This window comes from Fluviicola sp. (assembly GCF_030151805.1).
GTDB lineage: Bacteria > Bacteroidota > Bacteroidia > Flavobacteriales_D > Crocinitomicaceae > Fluviicola.
Window position 1 is genome coordinate 1 of record NZ_JASLCN010000289.1, and the last position, 22,839, is coordinate 22,839.

A 22,839-nucleotide genomic window follows, 5' to 3' on the forward strand; every position below is an offset into this window, starting at 1 on the left:
AAGCACACATTCCGTATACTGGTGAACCTATTTCAGGTGTAAAGTACACGATCAAGGAGTATCGGGCTAAAAAAGGAGGAGGAATCGGTGAAATAGAATACACAGATTTTGAACTTGAAGGTTCTACGAATGCTAATGGTATTGCGGAAATATCCTTTTTCCCGAAGAAAAAACTGGATTATATGTACCGGATTTACTTTGATTATTCTAACATTCAATTTCAGAATTACTCTGGAAGTTATTCTTTAATAAATGCACCAAGTTATGATTTGATTACCCGGAAGGAGCCGCGGGATTACGAAATCCGAGCTTTACCTTTGATGCAGATTAATTACAAATTAGAGAATGTGAATTGTTCAGGAGCTTCTGACAGTATGCGAATAATTTTGAGAAATATAGATGAAGATTATTATGTAAACATAAATAACGAACAGTGGAGTCCTTATGCAATTGGGTGCTATTCTAATACCAATCAAATAGAACAAGGGTTGGCCGGAAGATATGTTTATAAGATTCAAGTCATTCGGAATGGTAGTTTAACTGAATATATTGATACAATTTTAATTGCTCCCGGGGTGAATGATAATTTGTTTATAGAATACTAGTAACTCCTTGTAATTTAATTGGATGGATAGCATATTTTGCTATCTGTTTTAATCGAGTACGGAAAATCGCAACAAGAAAGTAAATTTTACTTCTCACATTTGTGAAAATATTTCTATGAAGCTACTATTTACACTTTTATCCTTTTGCGTGCTATTCGCTTGCACGATTACGAAGCGCCATTTTGGAGCAGGTTACCATGTTGAGTGGAAGAGAAACCATCAGACAGAAGAAAAGAAAAGTAATCTCAACAACAAGATTCTTTTAGAAAATAATTTTTTGCCAGATGAGGAGTTACGAACATCAAAGGTTTGTGCTGCTGAAAATGAGGAAAAACAGGATTCGGTAATAGTGAAGGCGTCAAAACCATTTGAGGGTAGAGTAATTACCCAAAAAGAGAAAGTATTCGGGCCTAACATCATTCAATCAGATAAACGAAAGGCATTAAAAGAATCAGCAGACAATGAGAAAATAACTGAAGATCAACTAGCTATTGAAGAAAAACCACGGAAAGTTGAGAAATTCACATGGGTTGCCCTGAGTTTTTTGGCACTTGGAGTTTCACTTTTAATGGTTTTGAGTCTGATTGGATTTTTTTCGGGTCCGTTGGTAATAGCGATCATGGTTCTTGGACTGTTTGTCACAATCTTTTCAATCGTTTCAGTGGTTCGAATCCGAAAAAATCCGGATAGGTACAAAGCTAAATGGCTTACCTGGATTCTTTTTGGATTAAGTACTGTCGGAATTGGAGCGCTTCTATTTATGGTGGTTTACTACTTGTTGTTTATAACCAATAATGTTGATTTCCTATGAAACTACTATTTACACTTTTATCCTTCTGCGTGCTATTCGCTTGCACGATTACGAAACGCCATTTTGGAGCTGGTTACCATGTGGAGTGGAAGAGAAACCTTGAGAAAAAGAAAACTGAGGAAAATCCCGAAAGGAAATTTCTCCTGGAAACAACAGAATTAATAGATTCCTCTGAAGAAGCAAAAGTACCTGAATCAGTTCCTGTTTCTGAGGGAATTCCATTGAAAGAGATTGATGAAAAGATGGTTTCATCGGCTGATGAACAAGGAATGAAGCGAACTATCGAGAAGCAACACATCGCGTCCCGACAGGAAGAGAGCCATCGAAAGGTAGATAATCTCTCCATACAGAGTTTAGATCAACCGGTTTCAGAAGTAAAAAAGAAAACCGAGCCACTTACCTGGGTTTCAATGGGAATATTTATTGGAATGGGTATTTCAATTGGCTTAATAAGCGTCTTTAGTTCCTTTCTTTATCTGGGAACGGGGATTTTTATTACCGGATTGGTGTTGGTCCTATTTATCTGCTCCTTGATTTCTTTTATCCGGGTTAGTCGCCATCCGGATCGCTATAAGAATAAAGGATTGACGAATTTCATGTTTGCTTTGTCAGCAACATGCTTGATTATTGCTGCCCTTTATCTTTTGTATGTAGGAGCTATGACGTCAATGAATCTACCGATATAAGGAATTTAAAAACACTTCCTTCATTTCTTGTTTCATCAGGTAATTCCCGGTTTGCCATTTGGCAAATTGGCAAAAAGTCAACGATTTTTCATTTGATGGCAGTAAAACTCACCTAAAAAAACCGTTAAAAAGAAAAAGAATCCACCTTTTATCTAACGGGATTCCAACCCCGTAAAGAAAACATTCCGCATCAACATCGCTTTATCTTCGCCAGACAAACACTTTTCATCGACCAGCGAATTCAGGGCGTTTTGCAAATACTTACCCTGTAATTTAGATTAAATCTAAATAGGTTTTTACGCCGGTTGTTCTTGTTAAAATGTATTAAATTCGCGAGTCTTAAAACTAGTGATTATGTCTTCTTCAGAAGATTACTTACCGATATTGCTCCAGGCAGCCGTTGCTTTAGGCTTCGTGATTACGGTTCTGGTAGTAGCTCCTTTGCTGGGGCCTAAACTGTTAGGAAAAAAGAAAAATTCCAACTGGGAATGTGGTATTGAAGAAGTTGGAAACGCACGTTTCCCTATCTCCATCCGTTATTTATTAACCGCAATTTTATTCGTACTGTTCGATGTGGAAGTGATTTTCTTCTACCCGTATGCGGTGAATTTCCATTTCCTGAAAATGGACGGATTAATTGCAGTAATCATTTTCGTGGCATTCTTCCTTACAGGATTTTTCTACGTACTTAAAAAAGGTGCTTTAGAATGGGAAAAGTAGAAATTATCAATGGTGTAGAAACCATTAACGGAGAAGGTTTCCAATTGACATTGCTCGACAAAGTCATTGGAGCAGCTCGTGCAAACTCGGTTTGGCCGCTTCCTTTCGCTACTTCTTGCTGTGGTATCGAATACATGGGGACCATGGGAAGTAACTACGACGTAGCGCGTTTCGGAATGGAACGGATGTCCTTCTCACCGCGTCAGGCAGATTTGTTAATCGTTGCCGGAACAATCTCCAAGAAATTAGCTCCTGTTTTGAAACAAGTATATGAGCAAATGGCAGAACCGAAATGGGTCTTGTCAGTTGGAGCATGTGCTTCTTCAGGTGGGATTTTTGATACTTACTCCGTATTGCAGGGAATTGACCGTGTGATTCCGGTTGACGTGTACGTTCCGGGATGCCCGCCAAGACCAGAGCAAATCATCGAAGGTTGTATGAATATTCACCGGTTGGTGAAAAGCGAATCATTGCGCCGCCGGTATTCAGATGAATACAAACATTTGTTGAAGAAATACGATTTGAACGATGAGTAATTTGACAAACGAAGCAGTTTTAACTCGCTTACAGGAAAAATTCGGTGAAGCGATCCGCAATCACGAAGAACCTTATGGCTTATTATCAATCGAAGTTCCTGCTGATAAGGCACATGATGTGATTGCCTGGCTGAAAACAGATGAGGTGTTGAAAGTGTCTTTCCTGACTTTGATCGGAGCAACCCATTTCCCGAATGATAAAGACCGCGAATTGTGTGTGAATTATCACTTACACTCTTTCGTGAACAATGTGCGTTTGCGCATTCGTGCGTTTCTTCCGATCGAAAACCCGACGATTCAATCCATTCGGGATATTTATATCGGTGCTGACTGGCAGGAGCGTGAAACGTATGATTTCTTCGGAGTGATCTTCGAAGGACATCCGAACCTGTTAAGAATCCTGAACGAAGATTCAATGGATTACTTCCCGATGCGTAAAGAATACCATTTGGAAGATGCAACAAGAGAAGATAAAGATGATCGCTACTTCGGTAGATAAGAGAAAGCATTGCTTTTGATAAAGAAAAGACTATGAGCGATACTCCTAATAAAAATAAAAGCTTATTCGCCGATGAAACCATCGACGGACAAATCGCAACGCTAAACCTCGGGCCTACTCACCCTGCAACACACGGAATTTTCCAGAACGTGTTGACCGTTGACGGTGAAAAAATCCTTGGTTCGGTTCAAACTGTCGGTTATATCCACCGCGCATTCGAAAAATTGGCGGAGCGCAGACCTTATAATCAGATTACACCGATCACTGACCGGTTAAACTATTGTTCTTCCCCGATCAACAACATGGGATGGGAAATGACGATGGAAAAACTGATCGGAGTAGAAGTGCCGAAAAGGGTAGATTACATGCGTGTAATCATCATGGAGTTGGCGCGCATTGCAGACCATTTGGTTTGTAACTCGGTAATCGGGGTAGATACCGGAGCATTGACAGGGTTTACCTACATGTTCCAGGAACGCGAAAAAATATACGAATTATACGAGGAAGTATGTGGAGCACGTTTGACAACAAACATCGGTCGTATCGGTGGTTTTGAGCGTGATTTTTCACCAACTTTCCACACCAAACTGCAAAAATTCCTGAAAGAATTCCCGAAACGTTTCCAGGAGTTCGACGATTTATTATTGCGTAACCGCATCTTCATGGATCGTACGATCGGAGCCGGAGCTATTTCTGCTGAGAGAGCAATGGATTACGGTTTCACAGGACCAAATCTGCGCGCAGCAGGAGTGGATTACGATGTGCGTGCAATGAACCCGTATTCTTCTTACCAGGATTTCGATTTCATCCTTCCGGTAGGAACACAGGGAGATACGTATGATCGTTTTTGCGTGCGTCAGGAAGAAATTCGTCAGAGTTTAAAGATCATCGAACAAGCTTATAAAAACCTTCCGGAAGGAAGTTATTTTTCACCGGATGTTCCTGAATTCTATTTGCCTTCGAAAGCAGATGTTTACACGAAAATGGAAGCGTTGATTTACCACTTCAAAATCATTATGGGTGAAACACCTGTTCCGGTTGGAGAAGTGTATCACGCGGTTGAAGGTGGAAACGGAGAATTGGGATTCCATTTGATTTCAGACGGAGGAAGAACACCATACAGACTTCAGTTCAGAAGACCTTGTTTTATTTATTATCAAGCATATCCGGAAATGATTACTGGTCAAACCATCTCAGATGCAGTATTGACACTAAGTAGTTTGAATGTGATTGCAGGAGAATTGGACGCATAAGATGAGTATAACAGTTACACATAATAGTACAGATCAGGCTGAACCACAATTCAGCGCTGAGAAAATGGTTGAAGTACAACGCATCATCAACATGTTTCCGGAAGGAAAGCAAAAAAGTGCCTTGATGCGTATTCTGCATTTGGCGGAAGAAGAATTCGGAGGTTGGTTAAGTGTACCGACCATGAATTACGTTGCCAGCTTGTTGGATATTCAACCGATCGAAGTGTATGAAGTAGCAACTTTCTATACCATGTTTAACATTGAGAAACCTGGTAAAGTTGTTTTGGAGGTTTGCAGAACAGGACCATGTATGTTGGTTGGTTCGGATAATATCATTGAATACATTGAGAAAAAGTTGGACATCAAAGTAGGCGGAACTTCTGCCGACGGAATGTTTACTTTGAAAACAGCCGAATGTTTGGGAGCTTGTGGTTACGGACCAATGCTTCAATGTGGTAAATACTACTACGAACATTTGACTACTGACAAAGTAGATAAATTATTGGAAGTCCTTCGTAATGAACATTCAGAGAAATAGGAATGGGAAGAAAATTATTATTGGAACACGCAAATGTTCCCGGAATCGAATCGTTTGAAGTTTACCGCAAAAACGGAGGTTACCGTTCGGTTGAGAAAGCTTTGAAAACAATGTCGCCGCAAAATGTGGTGGAGGAAGTTCAGGCATCCGGATTGAGAGGTCGTGGAGGAGCCGGATTCCCTACAGGAATGAAATGGTCTTTCCTGGCAAAACCGGAAGGAGTTCCGCGTTACTTATTGTGTAACGCCGATGAATCTGAACCGGGAACGTTCAAAGATCGTTTCTTAATGGAAAAGATCCCGCATTTGTTAGTGGAAGGAATGATTGTTTCTTCCTACGCTTTGGGATGTAATCAATCATACATTTATATCCGCGGAGAATACATGTGGGTGTTGGAAATTGTGGAAAAAGCAATTGCCGAAGCATACGCAAACGGATTCTTAGGAAAAAATATTTTAGGCTCAGGCTACGATTTGGACTTAGCAATTTGTCCGGGTGGTGGAGCTTACATTTGTGGGGAAGAAACTGCGTTGATCGAATCATTGGAAGGAAAGCGCGGAAACCCGCGTATCAAACCACCATTCCCGGCTGTAAAAGGATTGTGGGGCTGCCCGACGGTAGTAAACAACGTAGAATCCATTGCAGCGGTTGTTCCGATCGTGAATGACGGCGGAGCTGAATACGCAAAAATCGGTATTGGAAAAAGTACCGGAACGAAACTGATCTCAGCTTGTGGAAACCTGGTAAAACCGGGAGTTTACGAAATCGAATTGGGTCTTTCCGTAGAAGAATTCATCTACTCGGACGAGTGGTGTGGAGGAATCGCAAACGGCAAAAAAATCAAGGCTTGCGTACCGGGAGGATCTTCCGTTCCGATCTTGCCTGCAAACCTGATTACCAAAACAGCGGAAGGAACAGACCGTTTGATGTCATACGAAAGTTTGGCAGAAGGTGGTTTTGCAACCGGATCCATGTTGGGTTCAGGAGGATTTATCGTATTCGACGAAGATCAGTGTATCGTAAGAAATACCTGGAACTTTGCACGTTTTTACGCGCACGAGTCTTGCGGACAATGTTCACCTTGCCGTGAAGGAACCGGATGGATGGAGAAAGTACTTCGTCGTTTGGAATACGGACAAGGACACATGCACGACATCGATTTGTTGGCAGAAATCAATAAGAAAATAGAAGGAAACACGATTTGTCCGCTGGGTGATGCTGCTGCATGGCCGGTAGCGGCGGCAATCCGTCATTTCCGTGAAGAATTTGAATGGCACGTAACGCACCCGGATGAAGCGGTAAAACGCAACTTCGGAATTGCATCCAGTCACATGCCTTTAGTATAAAATAGAGACCGATTATGGTAAAAGTTATCATTGACGATATTGAAGTAGAAGTAGAACCGGGAACAACGATCCTGAATGCTGCTCGCAAAATCGGTGGAGACGTAGTTCCTCCTGCAATGTGTTATTACAGCAAATTGCAGGGAAGTGGAGGAAAATGCAGAACATGTTTGGTGGAAGTGGCTGCAGGATCTGCTGCAGATCCGCGTCCGATGCCCAAATTGGTTGCATCTTGTTCTACTCCGGTAATGGATGGAATGGTTGTAAAGAACAAAACATCAGAACGTGTGTATGACAACCGCGCTGCTGTAACAGAGTTCTTGCTGATCAATCACCCCCTGGATTGTCCGATCTGTGACCAGGCGGGAGAATGTCATTTGCAGGATCTTGGTTTCGAACACGGAAAAGAAGGAACGCGCTACGAAGAGAAACGCAGAACCTTTGATCCGATTGATATCGGGGATAAGATCAAGTTGCACATGAACCGTTGTATCTTGTGTTACCGTTGTGTTTACACTGCCAATCAGTTGACGGACCAACGTGTTCACGGAGTCATGCACCGCGGAGATCATGCGGAAATTTCAACGTATATCGAGAAAGCAATCGACAACGATTTCTCCGGAAACGTCATTGATGTGTGCCCGGTAGGAGCATTGACAGATAAAACATTCCGTTTCAAAAGCCGTGTATGGTTCTTAAAACCGATGGAAGCATCTTGTGAGTGTACGAAATGTGCCGGAAAAGCAGTGGTTTGGATGTTCGGAGACGAAATTTACCGGGTAACAGGTCGTAAAGACAAATACGGTGAAATCGAAGATATCGACGGAAAAACAGCCTGGATTTGTAACGAGTGCCGTTTCGACAAAAAAGATACTAGCAAGTGGAAAATTGAAGGACCGCGTGTGATTAACCGTCATTCCGTGATCTCTCAAAACCAATACATTGCTGACGATAAAATCGAAGCCAAAAAACTAACAGGAAAGTAAGATGATCATAAAATTAATCATAGTTGTTGCCTTATTCGCAATTACATTGGGAATTGCAGCTTATCTGACTCTGATGGAGCGAAAAGTTGCAGCCTGGATGCAGGATCGTATCGGTCCGGACAGAGCGGGACCTTTCGGTTTGCTTCAGCCGTTGGCTGATGGTGGAAAAATGTTCTTCAAAGAAGATTTCAGACCGACAAATGCTGATAAATGGTTGTTTATCATCGGGCCGGGAATTGCCATGTTTACTTCCCTGATTACAGGAGCAGTGATTCCGTGGGGGCCGGATTTGAAAATCGCCGGAGAAAGTATTGCTTTACAAGTTGCTGATGTAAACATCGGGATTCTCTTCATTATGGGAGCAGTTTCCATCGGGGTTTACGGAATCATGATCGGAGGCTGGGCTTCCAACAATAAATTTGCCTTGTTCGGAGCAATCCGTGCGAGTTCTCAGATGATTTCCTACGAATTGGCGATGGGAGTTTCCGTCATTACGATTGTATTGATGTCGGGATCTTTGAGCATGAGAGAAATCGTAGAACAACAACACGGTTTCTGGAATGACGGCTGGTTTTCCTGGAACGTCTTCAAGCAGCCGATTTGTTTCGTCGTATTCTTAATTACTGCTTTGGCAGAATGTAACCGTGCTCCGTTCGACTTACCGGAATGTGAATCCGAGTTGATCGGTGGTTACCACACAGAATACGGTGCGATGAAATTAGGATTCTTCCTGTTCGCGGAATATGTAAACATGTTTATTTCTTGTGCGGTGATTTCCGTATTGTTCTTCGGAGGATACAACTTCCCGGGAATGGACCATTTCTCCGGAAATACATTGGCAATCTTAGGAACCTTGGTATTCTTCGGAAAAACATTCTTCTTCATCTTCGTGTTTATGTGGATTCGCTGGACTTTACCGCGTTTCCGTTACGATCAATTGATGCACATCGGTTGGAAAAAAATGATTCCGATCGCCTTGATCAACCTATTGATCACAGGAGTTGTGATCGCTTATACTTCAGGATGGTTCTCTAAAAACAAGGACAACGAGTCTGCAAACAATGCAAAAATCGAACAGCCTTTGGGAATCAATACAAGCTTTGAGAAGAAAGAAACCGGAAATAGCTTATAGATATTAGAATGGAAAGTTTATCAAATCGCAAAAAAGTTGTTTCGAACAAGAAGATGACCTTCATGGAGAAACTCTACTTCCCGGCAATTTTGGGAGGGATGTGGATTACATTGAAGCATTTGTTCAAGAAACACAACACGATAAAATATCCGGAGGTGAAACGCGAGTTTGCACCAGTTTATCGTGGACAACACGTATTGAAGCGTGATGAGGAGGGACGTGAAAACTGTACGGCTTGCGGATTGTGTGCAGTAGCATGCCCGGCAGAAGCCATTACAATGACTTCTGAAGAACGTAAAAAAGGAGAAGAAAATCTGTACCGTGAAGAGAAATATGCATCCACATATGAAATCAATATGCTGCGTTGTATTTTCTGCGGATTGTGTGAGGAAGCTTGCCCGAAAGAAGCGATTTTCTTAACAGATCGTATCGTTCCGACTTATTTTGAGCGCAATGACTTTATCTACGGAAAAGACAAACTGGTTGAACCGGTTGATCAGCGCGTAGACATCAGTAAGAGACAATTAACCGGAAAAAGACCAGCGTAATGAGTTTATTATATCTATTTTATATTCTGGGTGGATTGACGATCGGAACAGCTTTGATGGTTGTTTTGAGTAAGCATCCGGTGAGAAGCGTATTGTACCTTGTATTGACGTTCTTCTTGATTTCAGCGAACTACGTGTTGATGAACGCACAGTTTATCGCAATCGTAAATATTATTGTTTATGCGGGAGCCATCATGGTCTTGTTCCTGTTTGTATTGATGTTGTTGAATCTCAACAAAGAAAACGAACCGAAGCATTCTCCTTTGATGACGATCGGTGCAGCCATTGCCGGCGGAGCATTGTTCGTGGTGCTGGTAGCTGCAATGCGTGATGCAATTCTTGCAGCACCGATGATCGACGAGAATTCCCATAAAGTAGGATTGGTTGAGAACCTTGGACAGGTACTATTTACAAAGTACGTACTTCCTTTCGAAGTTTCTTCCATCTTGTTCCTTGCAGCAATGGTTGGGGCAGTTCTATTAGCGAAACGTGAAAAACAAACGATAGAGTAATTATGTTATTAGCGACATTATTTGAATCAGGCGTAAAGATCGAACATTACATGGTCCTTGCTACGGCATTGTTTATCATTGGTGTGTTCGGAGTTCTTTACCGGAAAAATGCAATCATTTTATTGATGTGCATTGAATTAATGCTCAATGCGGTGAACTTGCTGTTGGTAGCTTTTTCAACGTATCTGGGACAGGCAGACGGACAATTATTCGTGTTTTTTGTCATGGTAGTGGCAGCGGCAGAAGCGACGGTAGGATTATCAATCCTGGTACTTTTGTTCAGAAATACGCGCTCTGTAGATATTCGATTGTTTAATAAATTAAAAAACTAAAACATGTCGGTATCACAACTACTTCCGTTAATCATCCTGCTTCCGTTATTAGGAGCATTTATTAACGGTACAATCGGAAAATCTTTATCAAAAGTTTTAGTCGGAACAATCGCAACGGGTGTAATGCTTGTTTCCTTTATTCTGGCAACCATGGCATTCATGGGGGTGCAGCACGGAGAACCGGTAACGGCACACTTGTTTACCATGATCAAAACGGAATCATTCTCGTTGCACGCACGTTTGTACGCAGATAATTTATCCATGTGGATGACGATGATCGTAACGGGAGTTGGAACATTGATCCACTTGTTCTCCATGGGATACATGAAGCACGATGCGGGATATTACAAGTTCTTTACCTATTTGAATCTCTTCATCTTTGCCATGTTGGTTCTCGTATTGGGAAGCAACTACTTCATGCTCTTCTTCGGATGGGAAGGAGTAGGAATCTGTTCATACTTGTTGATCGGATTCTGGTACCAGGATTTCAAAAACACATTGGCTGCACGGAAGGCATTCATCATGAACCGGATCGGGGATTTGGGCTTGTTGATCGGATTGTTCCTGATTCTTGGAAAATTCGGAACGCTGGAATATGCAGAAGTTGCAAAAGCAGTGTTGGCAGAAGGATTTGAAATCTCTGAATGTCTGATCTTCGGAATTACGATCTGTTTGTTCATCGGAGCAACCGGAAAATCTGCTCAGATTCCATTGTTTACCTGGTTACCGGATGCGATGGCCGGACCAACTCCGGTTTCAGCGTTGATCCATGCGGCAACGATGGTAACAGCGGGTATTTTCCTGACGGTTCGTTCCAGCTACTTGTTCGAACACGCGCATTTGACAAAAGAAATCATGTTGTACATCGGTTTGGCGACATCCATTGTAGCAGCATTCATTGCGATGCGTCAGAACGATATCAAAAAAGTATTGGCTTACTCCACCGTTTCTCAATTGGGAATGTTGTTCGTAGCATTGGGAATGGGCGCTTACACTGCAGCCATGTTCCACGTTACAACACACGCATTCTTCAAAGCATTGTTGTTCTTAGGTTCCGGAAGTGTGATTCATGCCATGTCGGACGAACAGGATATCCGCAAAATGGGAGGTCTTCGCAAGAAAATTCCGATTACGCATTTCACATTCCTGATCGGAACATTGGCTATTTCAGGGATTCCGTTACTTTCCGGATTCTATTCAAAAGACGAAATCATCGGTCATGCGTTCGAATCACATAAATTCGTGTACTTCGCATTGATGTTCAGTTCCGCTTTAACAGCGATTTATATGTTCCGTTTGTACTTCGTAACCTTCTTCGGAACATTCCGCGGAACACACGAACAAGAGCATCACGTACATGAAGGACCTGCTTCCATGACGTTACCGTTGATCATTTTGGCAATCTTGTCCATCTTCGGAGGATTATTGAATTTGCCGGGAGTTTTCTTACACAAAGGAACACATTGGTTGTCGCATCACTACGCGCAAAACGTAGATGGTTTGAAAACAATGGGCGAGCACGCAGATCCGAATACAACCTTGATGTTGATGGTTGCTGCAGGAGCAATGGCAGTGATTATCGCCATCGTAACATACATTGTTTACGTGAAGAAAAACAGTGTTCCGGTTGCAGATGAGCAATTGAAAGGCTGGGAAAAAGCTTCCGCAATGAAATTGTATTTCGATGAGATTTATGACTTCTTATTTGTGAAACCAACACTTTGGTTGTCTGAAAAAGGAGCACATTATTTCGAAGGAGCATTCTTACACAGAAGCGTTGTCGGTTTAGGAAAAACGATTGGAAAATCAGGAGATTTGATTCGCAAGATTCAAACGGGAAGAACAGACAATTATATCCTGTGGATGGTTTTCGGAATCATCGGTTTGATTGTTTATTACATTATCTATTATAAAAACTAAGACGTGGAAATTCTTTTATTTATTTTACCAGTTTTCTTTGCGTTATCGGTATTGATTGTCCCGAAACAGGGAGTTCGTGCATACGGAATTATCGGTTCGCTAGCCGTTTTAGGTGTTGTGATAGCATGTATGATGCAGTACAACAATGATGGAACGATTCATTTGTTTACAAGCAATAAGGAATGGCTTCCGGGAATTACTCTCAGTTTTGGTTACGATGGAATTTCCTTATTGATGTTATTATTGACAGCCGTTTTGGTTCCATTGATTTTGCTTGCAAACCTGAAAAATGAATTAGCTGAGAACCGCCTGTTCACGAGCATGGTTTTCTTCATGCAGTTGGGCTTGATCGGTGTGTTCATTTCAATGGACGGATTGTGGTTCTATGTGTTCTGGGAAATCACCTTGATCCCGATCTTCTTAATTTCCTGGTGGTTTGGTGCTCCTGAAAGAAAAGCGGCATTGATGAAATTCTTCATCTACACCTTTGTCGGATCCATTGCAATGCTTGCAGCGTTGATCGGAATTAAGATGGGAGCAAAGACCTTCTACATCGAAGATTTGAAAGCAGTGACGTTAACAGCTAAATCAGCTTGCTGGCTGGCGCTTGGATTCTTCCTTGCTTTCGCGATCAAAATTCCGATCTTCCCGTTCCACACGTGGCAACCGGATACGTATACGAAATCGCCGATGGCAGGAACAATGCTGCTTTCAGGGATTATGTTGAAAATGGCATTGTACGGAATGGTCCGTTGGATGATTCCTTTGTTTCCCGAAGCACTTCATTGTTTGCAATACCCGATTATCATTCTGGCAACAATCGGAGTGGTGTACGCGGCGATTATCGCAATCAAGCAGAAGGACATCAAGCGTGTATTTGCATTTGCATCCATGTCTCACGTCGGATTGATCGCAGCGGCAATTATGACCTTGAATTTCGACGCGTGGTCCGGAAGTATGGTTCAAATTTTGAACCACGGTTTGGTAGCAGTAGGATTATTCCTGGCAGTAGAAATTATCGAACGCAGAACAGGAACCAGAAACCTGGATGAATTGGGAGGATTCGCAAAACAAGCTCCGAAATTCGCATTCTGGTTTGCAGCGTTGGCTTTCGCATCCGTTTCCGTTCCGTTGACAAGCGGATTTATCGGAGAATTCCTGATGTTGAAAGGCCTGGTTGGCTTTGATATCGTAATCGGAGTGATTGCCGGTACAACCTTAATCTTCGGAGCAGTTTATACCTTCCGCGCATACCAGTTGAGCATGTACGGTCCGCTAACAAGATCTCAGTTTGCTGATCTGCATTGGTCGGAATTGGCAGTTCTTGCGGTGATCATTATCGCGGTGGTAATTTTCGGAGTATATCCGGCTGCCATTACGGATTTTGTGAATCCGAGTTTAAAAATAGTTTTAGAAACCCTTTCAACACCTTCAGGTTTATAATATGGATGCATTATTTATTGTTTTTGTCAGTGGATTGATTTCCCTTTTTGCTGCTTTTGCAAAGAAACCTTGGTTAGTTGTAAGCTCTGCAATGGCAGGTTTATTGGCTGCTATTATCATCATGATCAAACAGCTTCAGACAGGAAAAGCATTTTTTGATTTCCTGAAGTATGAAGGATTGGAATTTAACAAACCGGCTTTGATGTTTAGTTTAGCCATTTGCGTTTTGGCCTTGCACACCCGAGGAACCGGATACGAACGTTTCAAAGAAAATCATGTTCACACGGGAGAATACGTTGGCTTGCTGATGTTCTCTACAGTGGGAGCGATGATTATGACGGCTTATACGGATATGTTCATGTTCTTCTTAGGTCTGGAAATTCTTTCCATTCCGATTTATGTCATGGCAGGAAGTAATAAAGCAGATGTGCGCTCTTCGGAAGCATCCTTGAAATATTTCTTGACAGGTTCATTCGCAACGGGAATCTTCCTGTTCGGTTTGGCCTGGGTTTACGGAGCAACCGGAACATTCAAATTGCTGGAGATCCAAATGAAAATCCAGGAAATGGAATCATTGAGCCCGATTTTAATGATTGGTGTGTTATTGATTATGGCGTCTTTCATTTTCAAAGTGGGTGCTGCACCGTTCCATTTCTGGAGTCCGGATGTATACGACGGAGCTCCGCATGCTGTAACAGGATTTATGGCATCTGTAGTGAAGCTTTCGGCATTCTACGCATTCCTGAAAATGTTCATGGTGTGTTTCGGACACGGAGAATTGTTCCTTTTCTGGAAAGGTGCTTTGGTGGTGATGATCATCATTACCTTGTTTGTCGGAAACTTATCCGCATTGCGCCAGGTGAAATTTAAGCGCTTACTGGCTTATTCATCCATTACGCATGTCGGATATACCTTATTGGTTTTTGTAAATGAAGACGCAACCTCAATCAGAGATTTGTGGTTCTATATGTTTGCTTACGGGTTCTCTATCGTTGGAATTATTGCTGTAGGCATTGCTGTAAACGATTCGGAAGACAGAATAGAAGCATTGAGAGGTTTGGGAAAAAGAAACCCGTTCCTGGCAATTGTGGGAATTGTTTCCTTATTATCACTTGCGGGAATTCCGCCAACTGCCGGATTCTTCGGAAAATACCTGGTTTTCTCAGGTGCATGGAAATATGCTTCGTGGTTGGTAATTATCGCTTTGATCAATTCGGCAATCAGTATTTATTACTATTTGAAAGTGATCGCAACCATTGTTTCTCCATCGGAACACGAACAGGAAAAAATTAAGTTGTCACCGTTAACAATCGGTGTATTGACAATCGCATTGATTGGAATGTTAGGATTCAGCATTTTCTTTTCGTGGCTGTAACCAAGATTCCAATTTTTCATAAAATTGAGCTATGCTTCAAAATTCAACCCATTTTTGCGTTATGTTTTTGAAGTATAGCTTTTTTTTCATCCTGTTTTTTTCAGTAAGCAGTGCATCAGCACAATTGTTGGAAAATTCAAAAGGTGCCGCTTTGACGGAAATTCCCTTTTTCAATACGAAATTCGTAAAAGGGACTAAAATCAAGGAAATTCGCGGAACGTTTACCTTCAAAAAACAAGGTGATATCATGCGTGAATCGAATTACGTATACGTGTTCGATTTTGATACACTTGGAAACCTGGTTCGGCATTACCAAACGTCAAAAGGAGATTCCGGAACCGACACAACGGTGCGTTTTTATGATTACACGCAGGATGGACGATTGGTAAGAAAACGAATCAGTCAAAAGAAAGGATTCCTGTCAACGTATTATTCGTACAATTCCGACGGCCAGGTTGTCAAAGAAGAAGTGTACCGCGATATTGATACGATGCACAGTCTTCTGAATCCGTTTATCGAGCGCAGTATGCTTTGGAATACGGAAACAATGGATTACCAGGTGTACGAAGGTCAGTACAAAAAGAAAGTCTTCAACAGTTACGGAAATCAATACCTGGAAATGACCCGCTATATGGATAGCCTGGGTTATCTGGCACGTGAGGAAGAATTGTTTACGATCACGCGAAATAAGATCACTACGAAATACAAGTATTCGGATAAAGGCTGGATCGAAAGCGTTGCGACTTATAAGAATACGGACCCTGTTCCCACTTCAGAATCGCGTTTCACTTACGATGCTTTCGGAAATCTCCAATCAAAACTGATTTATAAAGACGGCGTATTCGTAACGGAATACCAAATTGTTTACAGCGGATTGACCGGTTTGATTTACTCCATTATCATTCGGGAAGTCAGCACCAATTTCATGTCAATAATCCGTTTCAAAGAACCGACTTTCTGGGATAAGCCTTAACTTCGGAACATGGTTCAACAGTTCAAACAGTACTACCGCACGATTTTACTGGCTTTCGGGTTCATATTGGTCGGAGTTTTGGTATTGAAATGGCAGGGGAAACAGTGGCGCAATGAAGTCATTAACTCAGATGGAAAAGGCTATTACTACTTTTTGCCCGCACTTTTCCAGGGAGAAAAAGATTATCGAAAAACCTTAAAGCAAGAAGAGGAGGTGATGGGAAAACCTCCCCAAAATTACATTCTAAAAACCGAAGAAGGAAAGTTCGTCAACAAATGCTATCCGGGAGTTGCGTTACTGCAGACACCTTCGTTTTTATTGGCGTGTGGAGTAGATTTCGTGCTGGGAAATCCCTTTCACGGATATTCTGACACACATTTGTATTTCTTTTTCTGGACGAATGTTTTGCTGCTGTTTTTAGGAGTTTTGTTGTTGAAAACCAATCTTTCAACGTATTTCGGACAAAAACGCTTTACCTGGTTGATTGCTTTATTGACGGTATTTGCAACGAATATCGGCTACCAGGCCTTTTTCTACCCGGCATTATCGCATCAATACACATTCTTCCTGGTAAATGTCTGGATTTACTGTTTCCTGAAATGGAAAAATACGGAAAAAACTTCTGTCTTGTTTTGGTTTGCATTGGTGAGCGGTTTGTTGTTCTTAGTGCGCCCGACGAATTTGTTGTTCTTTCTGATCCTTCCCTTCCTGGCAGGAAACCGGAATACCCTGAAAGCACTTTTTTCAGATTTGTTTGTGCTTAGAAACGGAAAATTACTGAAAGCATTGTTTGTGTTTTTACTTCCGATTGCGATTCTTCCAGCTTTGACTTACTGGCAAACAGGTCATTTATTTTATTGGTCTTACCAGGGTGAAGGATTCATCTTTAACGGCTCGCATTGGGCAGATACCTGGTTCAGTTATCGCTGCGGAATTTTGATTCATACACCTTTGGTAGCTTTGGGACTGATCGGTGCAATCGTGTTCTGGAAGAAAGAACGTTTTGCCATTTCAATGATTTCTCTTGCACTGGCATGCATTACTTTTATTCTTTCGTCCTGGTGGTGTTGGGATTATCAATTGTTCTTCGGACACCGTGGTTTTACGGAATACCAGGTCATTACGGCATTTTTGCTGATGTATTTTGTTCAGCTTTTTAAGCGCGCGTTTTGGATGTATGTTCTTTTAGCGATTCCTGTTTTGTATCTGTCAATTCGTACTTTTCAGAAAATCAGCGGGATTTACCCGGTTCAAAAATTTACGGCAACGACCTTTTGGAAGAGCTTGTTTGACGTTGATTCCGGAACGAAGGAAAAGTACGTGGTTCTGACGAACTGCCAGCCATATGGAAAAATTCTCGCTGAATATGATCTGATGAAAGGCAAAACAACCTACCGGAAAGTAGGATTGGGTGCTGATCCGTGGACAGAATTGACTTTTGAGATTCCGGCCGAATACAAACAGTGCCGCTTTTACCTGGAAGTGCATGCAAACAAACGATTGTTGAATGGAACGGAAGATTGGAAGGGAATTTCGATCATTTTTTCGGGAAGTTCAAATTCAGGACAGCAGACACATTACGGTGGAGCCCCGTTCTATAATTATTACCGGGAAGGAAAAGAGAAATGGGCCGGATTTGATCTCGCAGAAGAATACAATCCCTCAGACGACGGGACGGAAAAAATCAGTGTTTTCATTTGGAATCCGGAGAATAAGCAGTTCGAAATGGATGATTTCCGTGCAACCATCAAAGCAATAACAAGTAAGAAATAGATTTGACACTAATTTTTGAAAGACCTTTGCGCCCTTTGCTTCTCTGCGTTTCATAAAATTGGTTTTTCAACCACGGGATTTTATACAAATAAGGAGTTTTTTTCCCGCAAATGCACAAATGTCTGGTGGCGCTTACCAGTCGCCACGATTTGTCACTAACTTCATTATTCTCCTAATCTTTAAACGCAAAGTCTTAACTGATCTTTAGTTTGTATTAGTATCTATGTAAAACCTGTCCCGACCATTCGGAATCCGCGAAAACTGCGTGAGAAAATTTGAATACGTTGCTTTAGGATAAATCTTCCTAAGATTTACTTCCCGATCCGGTAGCGCACAATGCAATAAATCACCTTCACGCCGTCTTTCCAGGAAATTTTTTTTCCTTCTTCCTTGTTTCTGGCGATATACGTAATCGGAACTTCATGAATACTCAGGGACTTGACTTTCGAAAGCTTCATGGTTACTTCCGGCTCGAAACCAAAACGTTTTTCCTTCAGTTTCAGGGACTTTAATACATCTGCAGGAACCATTTTATAGCAAGTCATCATATCGGTCAACCGGTAGCCCGAAAACATGTTAGAAAGCTTCGTTAAGAAACCGTTCCCCATAATGTGCCAGATGAAATTGGTTTTTGAATGTTTGTCTTCCAAAAAACGTGATCCGTAAACAATCTGATTCGGAGCTTTTAAATACAAGGCCAATAGCAGGTTGATTTCTTCCGGAACCAATTCCAGGTCGGCATCCTGGATAACAATGATGTTTCCTGTTGCCAGTTCGATTCCTTTGTGGATTGCAGCACCTTTTCCCTGGTTCACAGGTTGCGAAAAGAAAACTACCGGTGAATCCGGATTTTTCTGCGTGTATTCCTGAAGGAGTTGAGCGGTTTTGTCCTTTGAATGATCATCAATGACAATGATTTCTTTCCCGGTATGATGAACGAGTTGAATTTTTTCTAAAAGTTCGATGACACTTAAAATGGTCTTCTCCTCATTGTATGCCGGAACGATAATAGAAAGTTTATTGATTTCATTGGACATGAAACGAAAGTAGCTAAAATCCTGAAAACAGAAGTGAACGGATACAAAAAATCCCCGGTCATTGAGCAAAGTCGAAATGCCGGGGATTTTTAGCTCTTCATTTATATTTTATAACTGTCCGTCGGAATGATAGACACCACCTTTGTAAACTTTTACTTTCAGAAGGATTCCGTCGTTGTCATAGACATATACTTTTCCATCCCACAAAACTCCACCTTTGAATTCACCGTCCTGCCAGATTTCGCCGTCGTTATTATAGACTTTGTTGTAACCGTTCGGAGCCCATTTGACACCCTGGGTTTTCGGTGTTCCGGCTATGGCTGGTGCTTTTTCTTTGGATTGTCCCGGATCTTTTACATTCACCATCGGATTTACAGGATCTTTTGTCTCTGATTTCGTTTGGTTTCCGGTTCCGTCATAATAAGCGATTTCTTTGATGTCACCGTTTTCGTAATAACGAACTGCTTTTCCGGTAATGACTCCGTTATTCGCATCGTATTCGTATTCCAACTGACCATTCGGATAGTAATAACGGATTTTTCCATTCTCTTTCCCGATTTCATTATAAAATCCCTGGTAAGAGATTTGTCCGTTTTCATATTTTCTAAGAAGAGAATCCTTGTAGATATTTTTCTCAAAAACTCCTTTTTCCTTGATTTGTCCGTTCGGCCAATAGCGGGTAAAATGCCCTTTCGGGCGATTGTTTTCGTAAGTTCCTTTCAAAGAAGGAGTTACACCGTCGTTGTGATATTTAATCCAAACACCTTCCTTGCGGTCATCAATATATTTTCCTTCTTCGACCTTACCATTTGCAGGAATACCAGACTCGGGACGATCTTTACCGTAGTAAATCCACTTACCTTGCTTTCTTCCTTTCTCATCCGTAACATTTAACTTGCCATCTTGATCCGTGATAGGGGATGCCTTAACAGCAGTTAGTAGAGACAGGAATAAAACAATGAGTCCGACTTGTTTACATTTCCACATGTTTTGAATTAGTTTTGTAGCGCAATCTAAAGATAGAATTATTTTGTTATAGTTGCCTAAATACAGGCAAAATTTCGCTGAAGTGCTTTTTTTTTTCGATTAATAATGAATAGTTTAGAGAAAACTCACCTAATTTATAAGTTATTTAACATTTCACTAGTTGTTTTGTCTAAATCATAACGCTCTTTCCATCCCCAATTTTCTCTGGCAGATGAATCGTCAATGGACGCCGGCCATGAATCTGCAATTGCCTGACGGAAGTCCGGCTGATAATCAATTGTAAATGAGGGGACTACTTTTCGAATGCTCTCAAAAATTTGTTTCGGAGTAAAGCTCAGCGCTGAAAGATTGTAGCTGGAACGGATTTTCACTTGCTCTTTAGGAGCTTCCATCAGTTCGATCGTTGCACGGATTGCATCGTCCATAAACATCATCGGAAGTGCCGTATCTTCTTTCAGGAAACACGTGAAATGCTCACCTGCTTTAGCTTTGTAGTAAATGTCTACGGCATAATCGGTTGTTCCACCGCCAGGAAGGCTTTTATAGGAAATCAATCCCGGATAACGGATGCTTCTGACGTCAACTCCGAATTTATTGAAATAATATTCGCACCATCTTTCCCCGGCTTGTTTCGAAATTCCGTAAACCGTACTTGGTTCCATTACCGTATACTGAGGCGTGTTGAATCTTGGCGTGGTTGGACCGAAAACCGCAATGGAAGAAGGCCAGAATATTTTTGAAATATGCCCCTCCTTCGCCAGATCCAAAATAGTAAACAGGCTTTCCATATTTAATTTCCAGGCAAAATCAGGGTTTTTCTCTGCAGTTGCAGAAAGCAGGGCGGCCAGAAGATAAACATCCGTAAATTTCTGCTCTATAATATAAGAACGAACCAGGTCTTTATTTAAAGCATCCAATTGGATGTAAGGTCCGTTGGAAAGATTTTCCGGGCATGCATCTTTCAGATCCGCGGCAACAACATGTTGAAAGCCGAATTTCTCACGAAGCGCAAGTACTAATTCCGTACCGATTTGTCCGCAAGAACCTAAAACCAAAATTTTTTTCATGGGGGGTGCAATTTGTGCGCAAAGATAATTTTTTTTCCTGCGAATAAAAGTTTTCACTTTCGGTTAAAAACTGACAATTCTCATTTTTTCCAACAACATTTGTCGGTATTTTTGCGTAACTTTCAGATACTATGTGGTTGGAATTGACGCTAAAACTAACGTGGTTGCTTATTCGCAAACCAGAATGATAACCAGTGTGGTTGATTTGTCGAACATTTAAAAATAATTGAATAGAACATGCCTTTTTACTATAACCTGGGGAAGTTTCCCCCTAAAAGACATACACAATTCCGCAAAGAGTCGGGTGAGTTGTACTACGAGCAGTTGTTCGGTACGGAAGGATTTCATGGTTTTTCATCCTTGTTGTACCACGTGCATCGCCCAACGATGGTGAAGTCGGTGAAGACTTTCAAAGATCTGACTCCGGTTCCGGCGGTAAATAAAAATATCACTTCCCGCATGCTGAAGGGATTTAACGTAGCTCCGAAAGATGATTTTCTGGAATCGCGTGAAATTGTGCTTTTCAACAACGATTTGAATATTGCGCTGGCTGCTCCGAAAAAGTCTATGACAACTTATTTTTATAAGAATGCGGATGCAGACGAGGTGATTTTCATTCACGAAGGAAGCGGAAAACTGCGTACAATGATGGGAAATATTCCGTTCAGTTACGGAGATTACCTGGTTGTACCCCGGGGAATGATTTACCAGATGGAATTTGATACGGAAAAGAACCGTTTGTTTATCGTAGAATCATTTTCGCCGATCTACACTCCGAGAAATTACCGCAATCATTTCGGGCAGTTGCTGGAGCATTCTCCGTTTTGTGAGCGTGATTTCAGAGGGCCTTCCGAGTTGGAAACACACGACGAATTGGGAACTTTCACCATCCTCATCAAGAAAGAGAATGTCTTGCACGAATTGCAATATGCTTCGCATCCTTTTGACGTTGTTGGCTGGGACGGATATAATTTCCCTTATGCGTTTTCAATTCACGATTTCGAACCGATTACAGGTCGCGTGCATCAGCCGCCTCCCGTACATCAAACGTTTGAAGGACATAACTTCGTGATTTGTTCTTTCGTTCCGAGATTGTACGATTATCACCCGCTTTCGATTCCTGCTCCTTACAATCACAGTAACATTGATTCAGATGAATTGTTGTATTATGTGGACGGAGATTTTATGAGTCGAAATCACGTGGAGAAAGGATACATTTCCCTGCATCCGGGAGGAATTCCGCACGGACCGCATCCGGGAGCTTACGAACGAAGTATCGGACAAAAGGAAACAAAAGAATTGGCTGTGATGGTCGACACGTTTAAACCTTTAAAATTAACACAGGCTGCTATCGATATGGAAGACGATTCCTATGCGACAAGCTGGCTTTAGAAGATAATTACGAACCATTTCCCCCTTTGAAGGGGGACAAAGGGGGATGGCATTGTCACCCCTCTTGATCTCCCCTCAAGGGGAGAAAGGATAAAACATTTAAAGAAAAATATTATGAGTAACGAAATAAAAAACGTTGAATACGGATTAGAGAAAATTTTTGAAGGAGCACAGGACTTTTTGCCTTTGCTTGGAACGGATTACGTAGAATTTTATGTAGGAAATGCAAAGCAAGCGGCTCATTTCTACAAAACAGCTTTCGGATTCCAGGATTTGGCTTACGCCGGGTTGGAAACAGGTGTGAAAGATCGCGCATCTTACGTATTAAAGCAAGATAAAATCAGAATTGTATTAACAACGGCATTGAATAG

At 41.7% G+C, this 22,839-nt stretch carries 23 protein-coding genes and 1 pseudogene; 21 read left to right on the forward strand and 3 right to left on the reverse strand.

What is annotated here, in order from left to right:
• The 19 genes from Q1V93_RS11085 to Q1V93_RS11175 form a co-directional block, all read left to right on the forward strand.
• Positions 1 to 605: hypothetical protein (locus Q1V93_RS11085; RefSeq protein WP_300664679.1), on the forward strand; the 605-nt coding region annotated here is incomplete at its 5' end.
• Positions 606 to 720: 115 nt separating this feature from the next.
• The gene (locus Q1V93_RS11090; RefSeq protein ID WP_300664681.1) at positions 721 to 1,416 is read left to right on the forward strand and encodes a hypothetical protein; all 696 of its coding nucleotides are present in this window, start codon (positions 721 to 723) and stop codon (positions 1,414 to 1,416) included.
• A complete protein-coding gene (locus tag Q1V93_RS11095) occupies positions 1,413 to 2,102 on the forward strand; it encodes a hypothetical protein (protein ID WP_300664682.1) in 690 nt (229 codons plus the stop codon). Before Q1V93_RS11090 ends, Q1V93_RS11095 begins: the two co-directional genes overlap by 4 nt.
• Before the next feature lie 354 nt (positions 2,103 to 2,456).
• Complete coding sequence (locus Q1V93_RS11100) at positions 2,457 to 2,822, forward strand: NADH-quinone oxidoreductase subunit A (RefSeq protein ID WP_124747040.1); 366 nt, start codon at positions 2,457 to 2,459, stop codon at positions 2,820 to 2,822.
• Complete coding sequence (locus tag Q1V93_RS11105; protein WP_124747039.1) at positions 2,810 to 3,358, forward strand: NADH-quinone oxidoreductase subunit B; 549 nt, start codon at positions 2,810 to 2,812, stop codon at positions 3,356 to 3,358. Before Q1V93_RS11100 ends, Q1V93_RS11105 begins: the two co-directional genes overlap by 13 nt.
• Positions 3,351 to 3,857: an NADH-quinone oxidoreductase subunit C gene (locus tag Q1V93_RS11110; RefSeq protein WP_300664687.1), complete on the forward strand. Its 507-nt coding sequence runs from the start codon at positions 3,351 to 3,353 to the stop codon at positions 3,855 to 3,857. Before Q1V93_RS11105 ends, Q1V93_RS11110 begins: the two co-directional genes overlap by 8 nt.
• Positions 3,858 to 3,889: 32 nt before the next feature.
• Positions 3,890 to 5,110, forward strand: a complete 1,221-nt coding sequence (locus Q1V93_RS11115) for an NADH-quinone oxidoreductase subunit D (RefSeq protein WP_300664689.1) — start codon at positions 3,890 to 3,892, stop codon at positions 5,108 to 5,110.
• 1 nt (position 5,111) lies between these two features.
• Positions 5,112 to 5,648, forward strand: coding sequence for an NAD(P)H-dependent oxidoreductase subunit E (gene nuoE, locus Q1V93_RS11120; protein ID WP_300664691.1), 537 nt, complete (start codon positions 5,112 to 5,114; stop codon positions 5,646 to 5,648).
• A gap of 2 nt (positions 5,649 to 5,650) precedes the next feature.
• The gene (nuoF, locus tag Q1V93_RS11125) at positions 5,651 to 6,994 is read left to right on the forward strand and encodes an NADH-quinone oxidoreductase subunit NuoF (protein WP_300664693.1); all 1,344 of its coding nucleotides are present in this window, start codon (positions 5,651 to 5,653) and stop codon (positions 6,992 to 6,994) included.
• A 14-nt stretch (positions 6,995 to 7,008) separates the two neighbouring features.
• The gene (locus Q1V93_RS11130; RefSeq protein WP_300664695.1) at positions 7,009 to 7,977 is read left to right on the forward strand and encodes a 2Fe-2S iron-sulfur cluster-binding protein; all 969 of its coding nucleotides are present in this window, start codon (positions 7,009 to 7,011) and stop codon (positions 7,975 to 7,977) included.
• A 1-nt stretch (position 7,978) separates the two neighbouring features.
• Positions 7,979 to 9,109 (forward strand): NADH-quinone oxidoreductase subunit NuoH, encoded by a 1,131-nt coding sequence (gene nuoH, locus Q1V93_RS11135; protein WP_300664698.1) that lies wholly within the window; start codon positions 7,979 to 7,981, stop codon positions 9,107 to 9,109.
• 8 nt (positions 9,110 to 9,117) lie between these two features.
• Complete coding sequence (locus tag Q1V93_RS11140; RefSeq protein ID WP_300664700.1) at positions 9,118 to 9,657, forward strand: NADH-quinone oxidoreductase subunit I; 540 nt, start codon at positions 9,118 to 9,120, stop codon at positions 9,655 to 9,657.
• On the forward strand, positions 9,657 to 10,169 hold the full coding sequence (locus Q1V93_RS11145) for an NADH-quinone oxidoreductase subunit J (RefSeq protein ID WP_300664702.1): 513 nt from the start codon (positions 9,657 to 9,659) through the stop codon (positions 10,167 to 10,169). Before Q1V93_RS11140 ends, Q1V93_RS11145 begins: the two co-directional genes overlap by 1 nt.
• A 2-nt stretch (positions 10,170 to 10,171) precedes the next feature.
• Positions 10,172 to 10,501: an NADH-quinone oxidoreductase subunit NuoK gene (gene nuoK / locus Q1V93_RS11150; RefSeq protein WP_124747030.1), complete on the forward strand. Its 330-nt coding sequence runs from the start codon at positions 10,172 to 10,174 to the stop codon at positions 10,499 to 10,501.
• Between the two features lie 3 nt (positions 10,502 to 10,504).
• The gene (gene nuoL / locus Q1V93_RS11155; protein ID WP_300664704.1) at positions 10,505 to 12,421 is read left to right on the forward strand and encodes an NADH-quinone oxidoreductase subunit L; all 1,917 of its coding nucleotides are present in this window, start codon (positions 10,505 to 10,507) and stop codon (positions 12,419 to 12,421) included.
• Between the two features lie 3 nt (positions 12,422 to 12,424).
• Positions 12,425 to 13,864, forward strand: coding sequence for an NADH-quinone oxidoreductase subunit M (locus Q1V93_RS11160; RefSeq protein ID WP_300664706.1), 1,440 nt, complete (start codon positions 12,425 to 12,427; stop codon positions 13,862 to 13,864).
• Position 13,865: 1 nt separating this feature from the next.
• A complete protein-coding gene (locus Q1V93_RS11165) occupies positions 13,866 to 15,239 on the forward strand; it encodes an NADH-quinone oxidoreductase subunit N (RefSeq protein WP_300664708.1) in 1,374 nt (457 codons plus the stop codon).
• 127 nt (positions 15,240 to 15,366) lie between these two features.
• Positions 15,367 to 16,212, forward strand: coding sequence for a hypothetical protein (locus Q1V93_RS11170; protein WP_300664710.1), 846 nt, complete (start codon positions 15,367 to 15,369; stop codon positions 16,210 to 16,212).
• A 9-nt stretch (positions 16,213 to 16,221) separates the two neighbouring features.
• A complete protein-coding gene (locus tag Q1V93_RS11175; protein WP_300664712.1) occupies positions 16,222 to 17,985 on the forward strand; it encodes a hypothetical protein in 1,764 nt (587 codons plus the stop codon).
• A gap of 311 nt (positions 17,986 to 18,296) precedes the next feature.
• Here the strand turns inward: Q1V93_RS11175 and Q1V93_RS11180 are convergent, their stop codons facing one another.
• From Q1V93_RS11180 to Q1V93_RS11190, 3 genes are all read right to left on the reverse strand, one after another.
• Positions 18,297 to 19,022, reverse strand: coding sequence for a glycosyltransferase family 2 protein (locus Q1V93_RS11180; protein ID WP_300664714.1), 726 nt, complete (start codon positions 19,020 to 19,022; stop codon positions 18,297 to 18,299).
• Between the two features lie 108 nt (positions 19,023 to 19,130).
• Positions 19,131 to 20,009: a hypothetical protein gene (locus Q1V93_RS11185; RefSeq protein ID WP_300664716.1), complete on the reverse strand. Its 879-nt coding sequence runs from the start codon at positions 20,007 to 20,009 to the stop codon at positions 19,131 to 19,133.
• Between the two features lie 134 nt (positions 20,010 to 20,143).
• Positions 20,144 to 21,076 (reverse strand): NAD-dependent epimerase/dehydratase family protein, encoded by a 933-nt coding sequence (locus tag Q1V93_RS11190; protein WP_300664718.1) that lies wholly within the window; start codon positions 21,074 to 21,076, stop codon positions 20,144 to 20,146.
• A gap of 237 nt (positions 21,077 to 21,313) precedes the next feature.
• Between Q1V93_RS11190 and Q1V93_RS11195 the strand changes: the two genes are divergently transcribed.
• Together Q1V93_RS11195 and Q1V93_RS11200 are read left to right on the forward strand one after the other, a co-directional pair.
• Positions 21,314 to 22,468, forward strand: a complete 1,155-nt coding sequence (locus Q1V93_RS11195; RefSeq protein ID WP_300664720.1) for a homogentisate 1,2-dioxygenase — start codon at positions 21,314 to 21,316, stop codon at positions 22,466 to 22,468.
• 114 nt (positions 22,469 to 22,582) lie between these two features.
• Positions 22,583 to 22,839 (forward strand): annotated as a pseudogene (locus tag Q1V93_RS11200) (4-hydroxyphenylpyruvate dioxygenase); the annotation flags it as partial.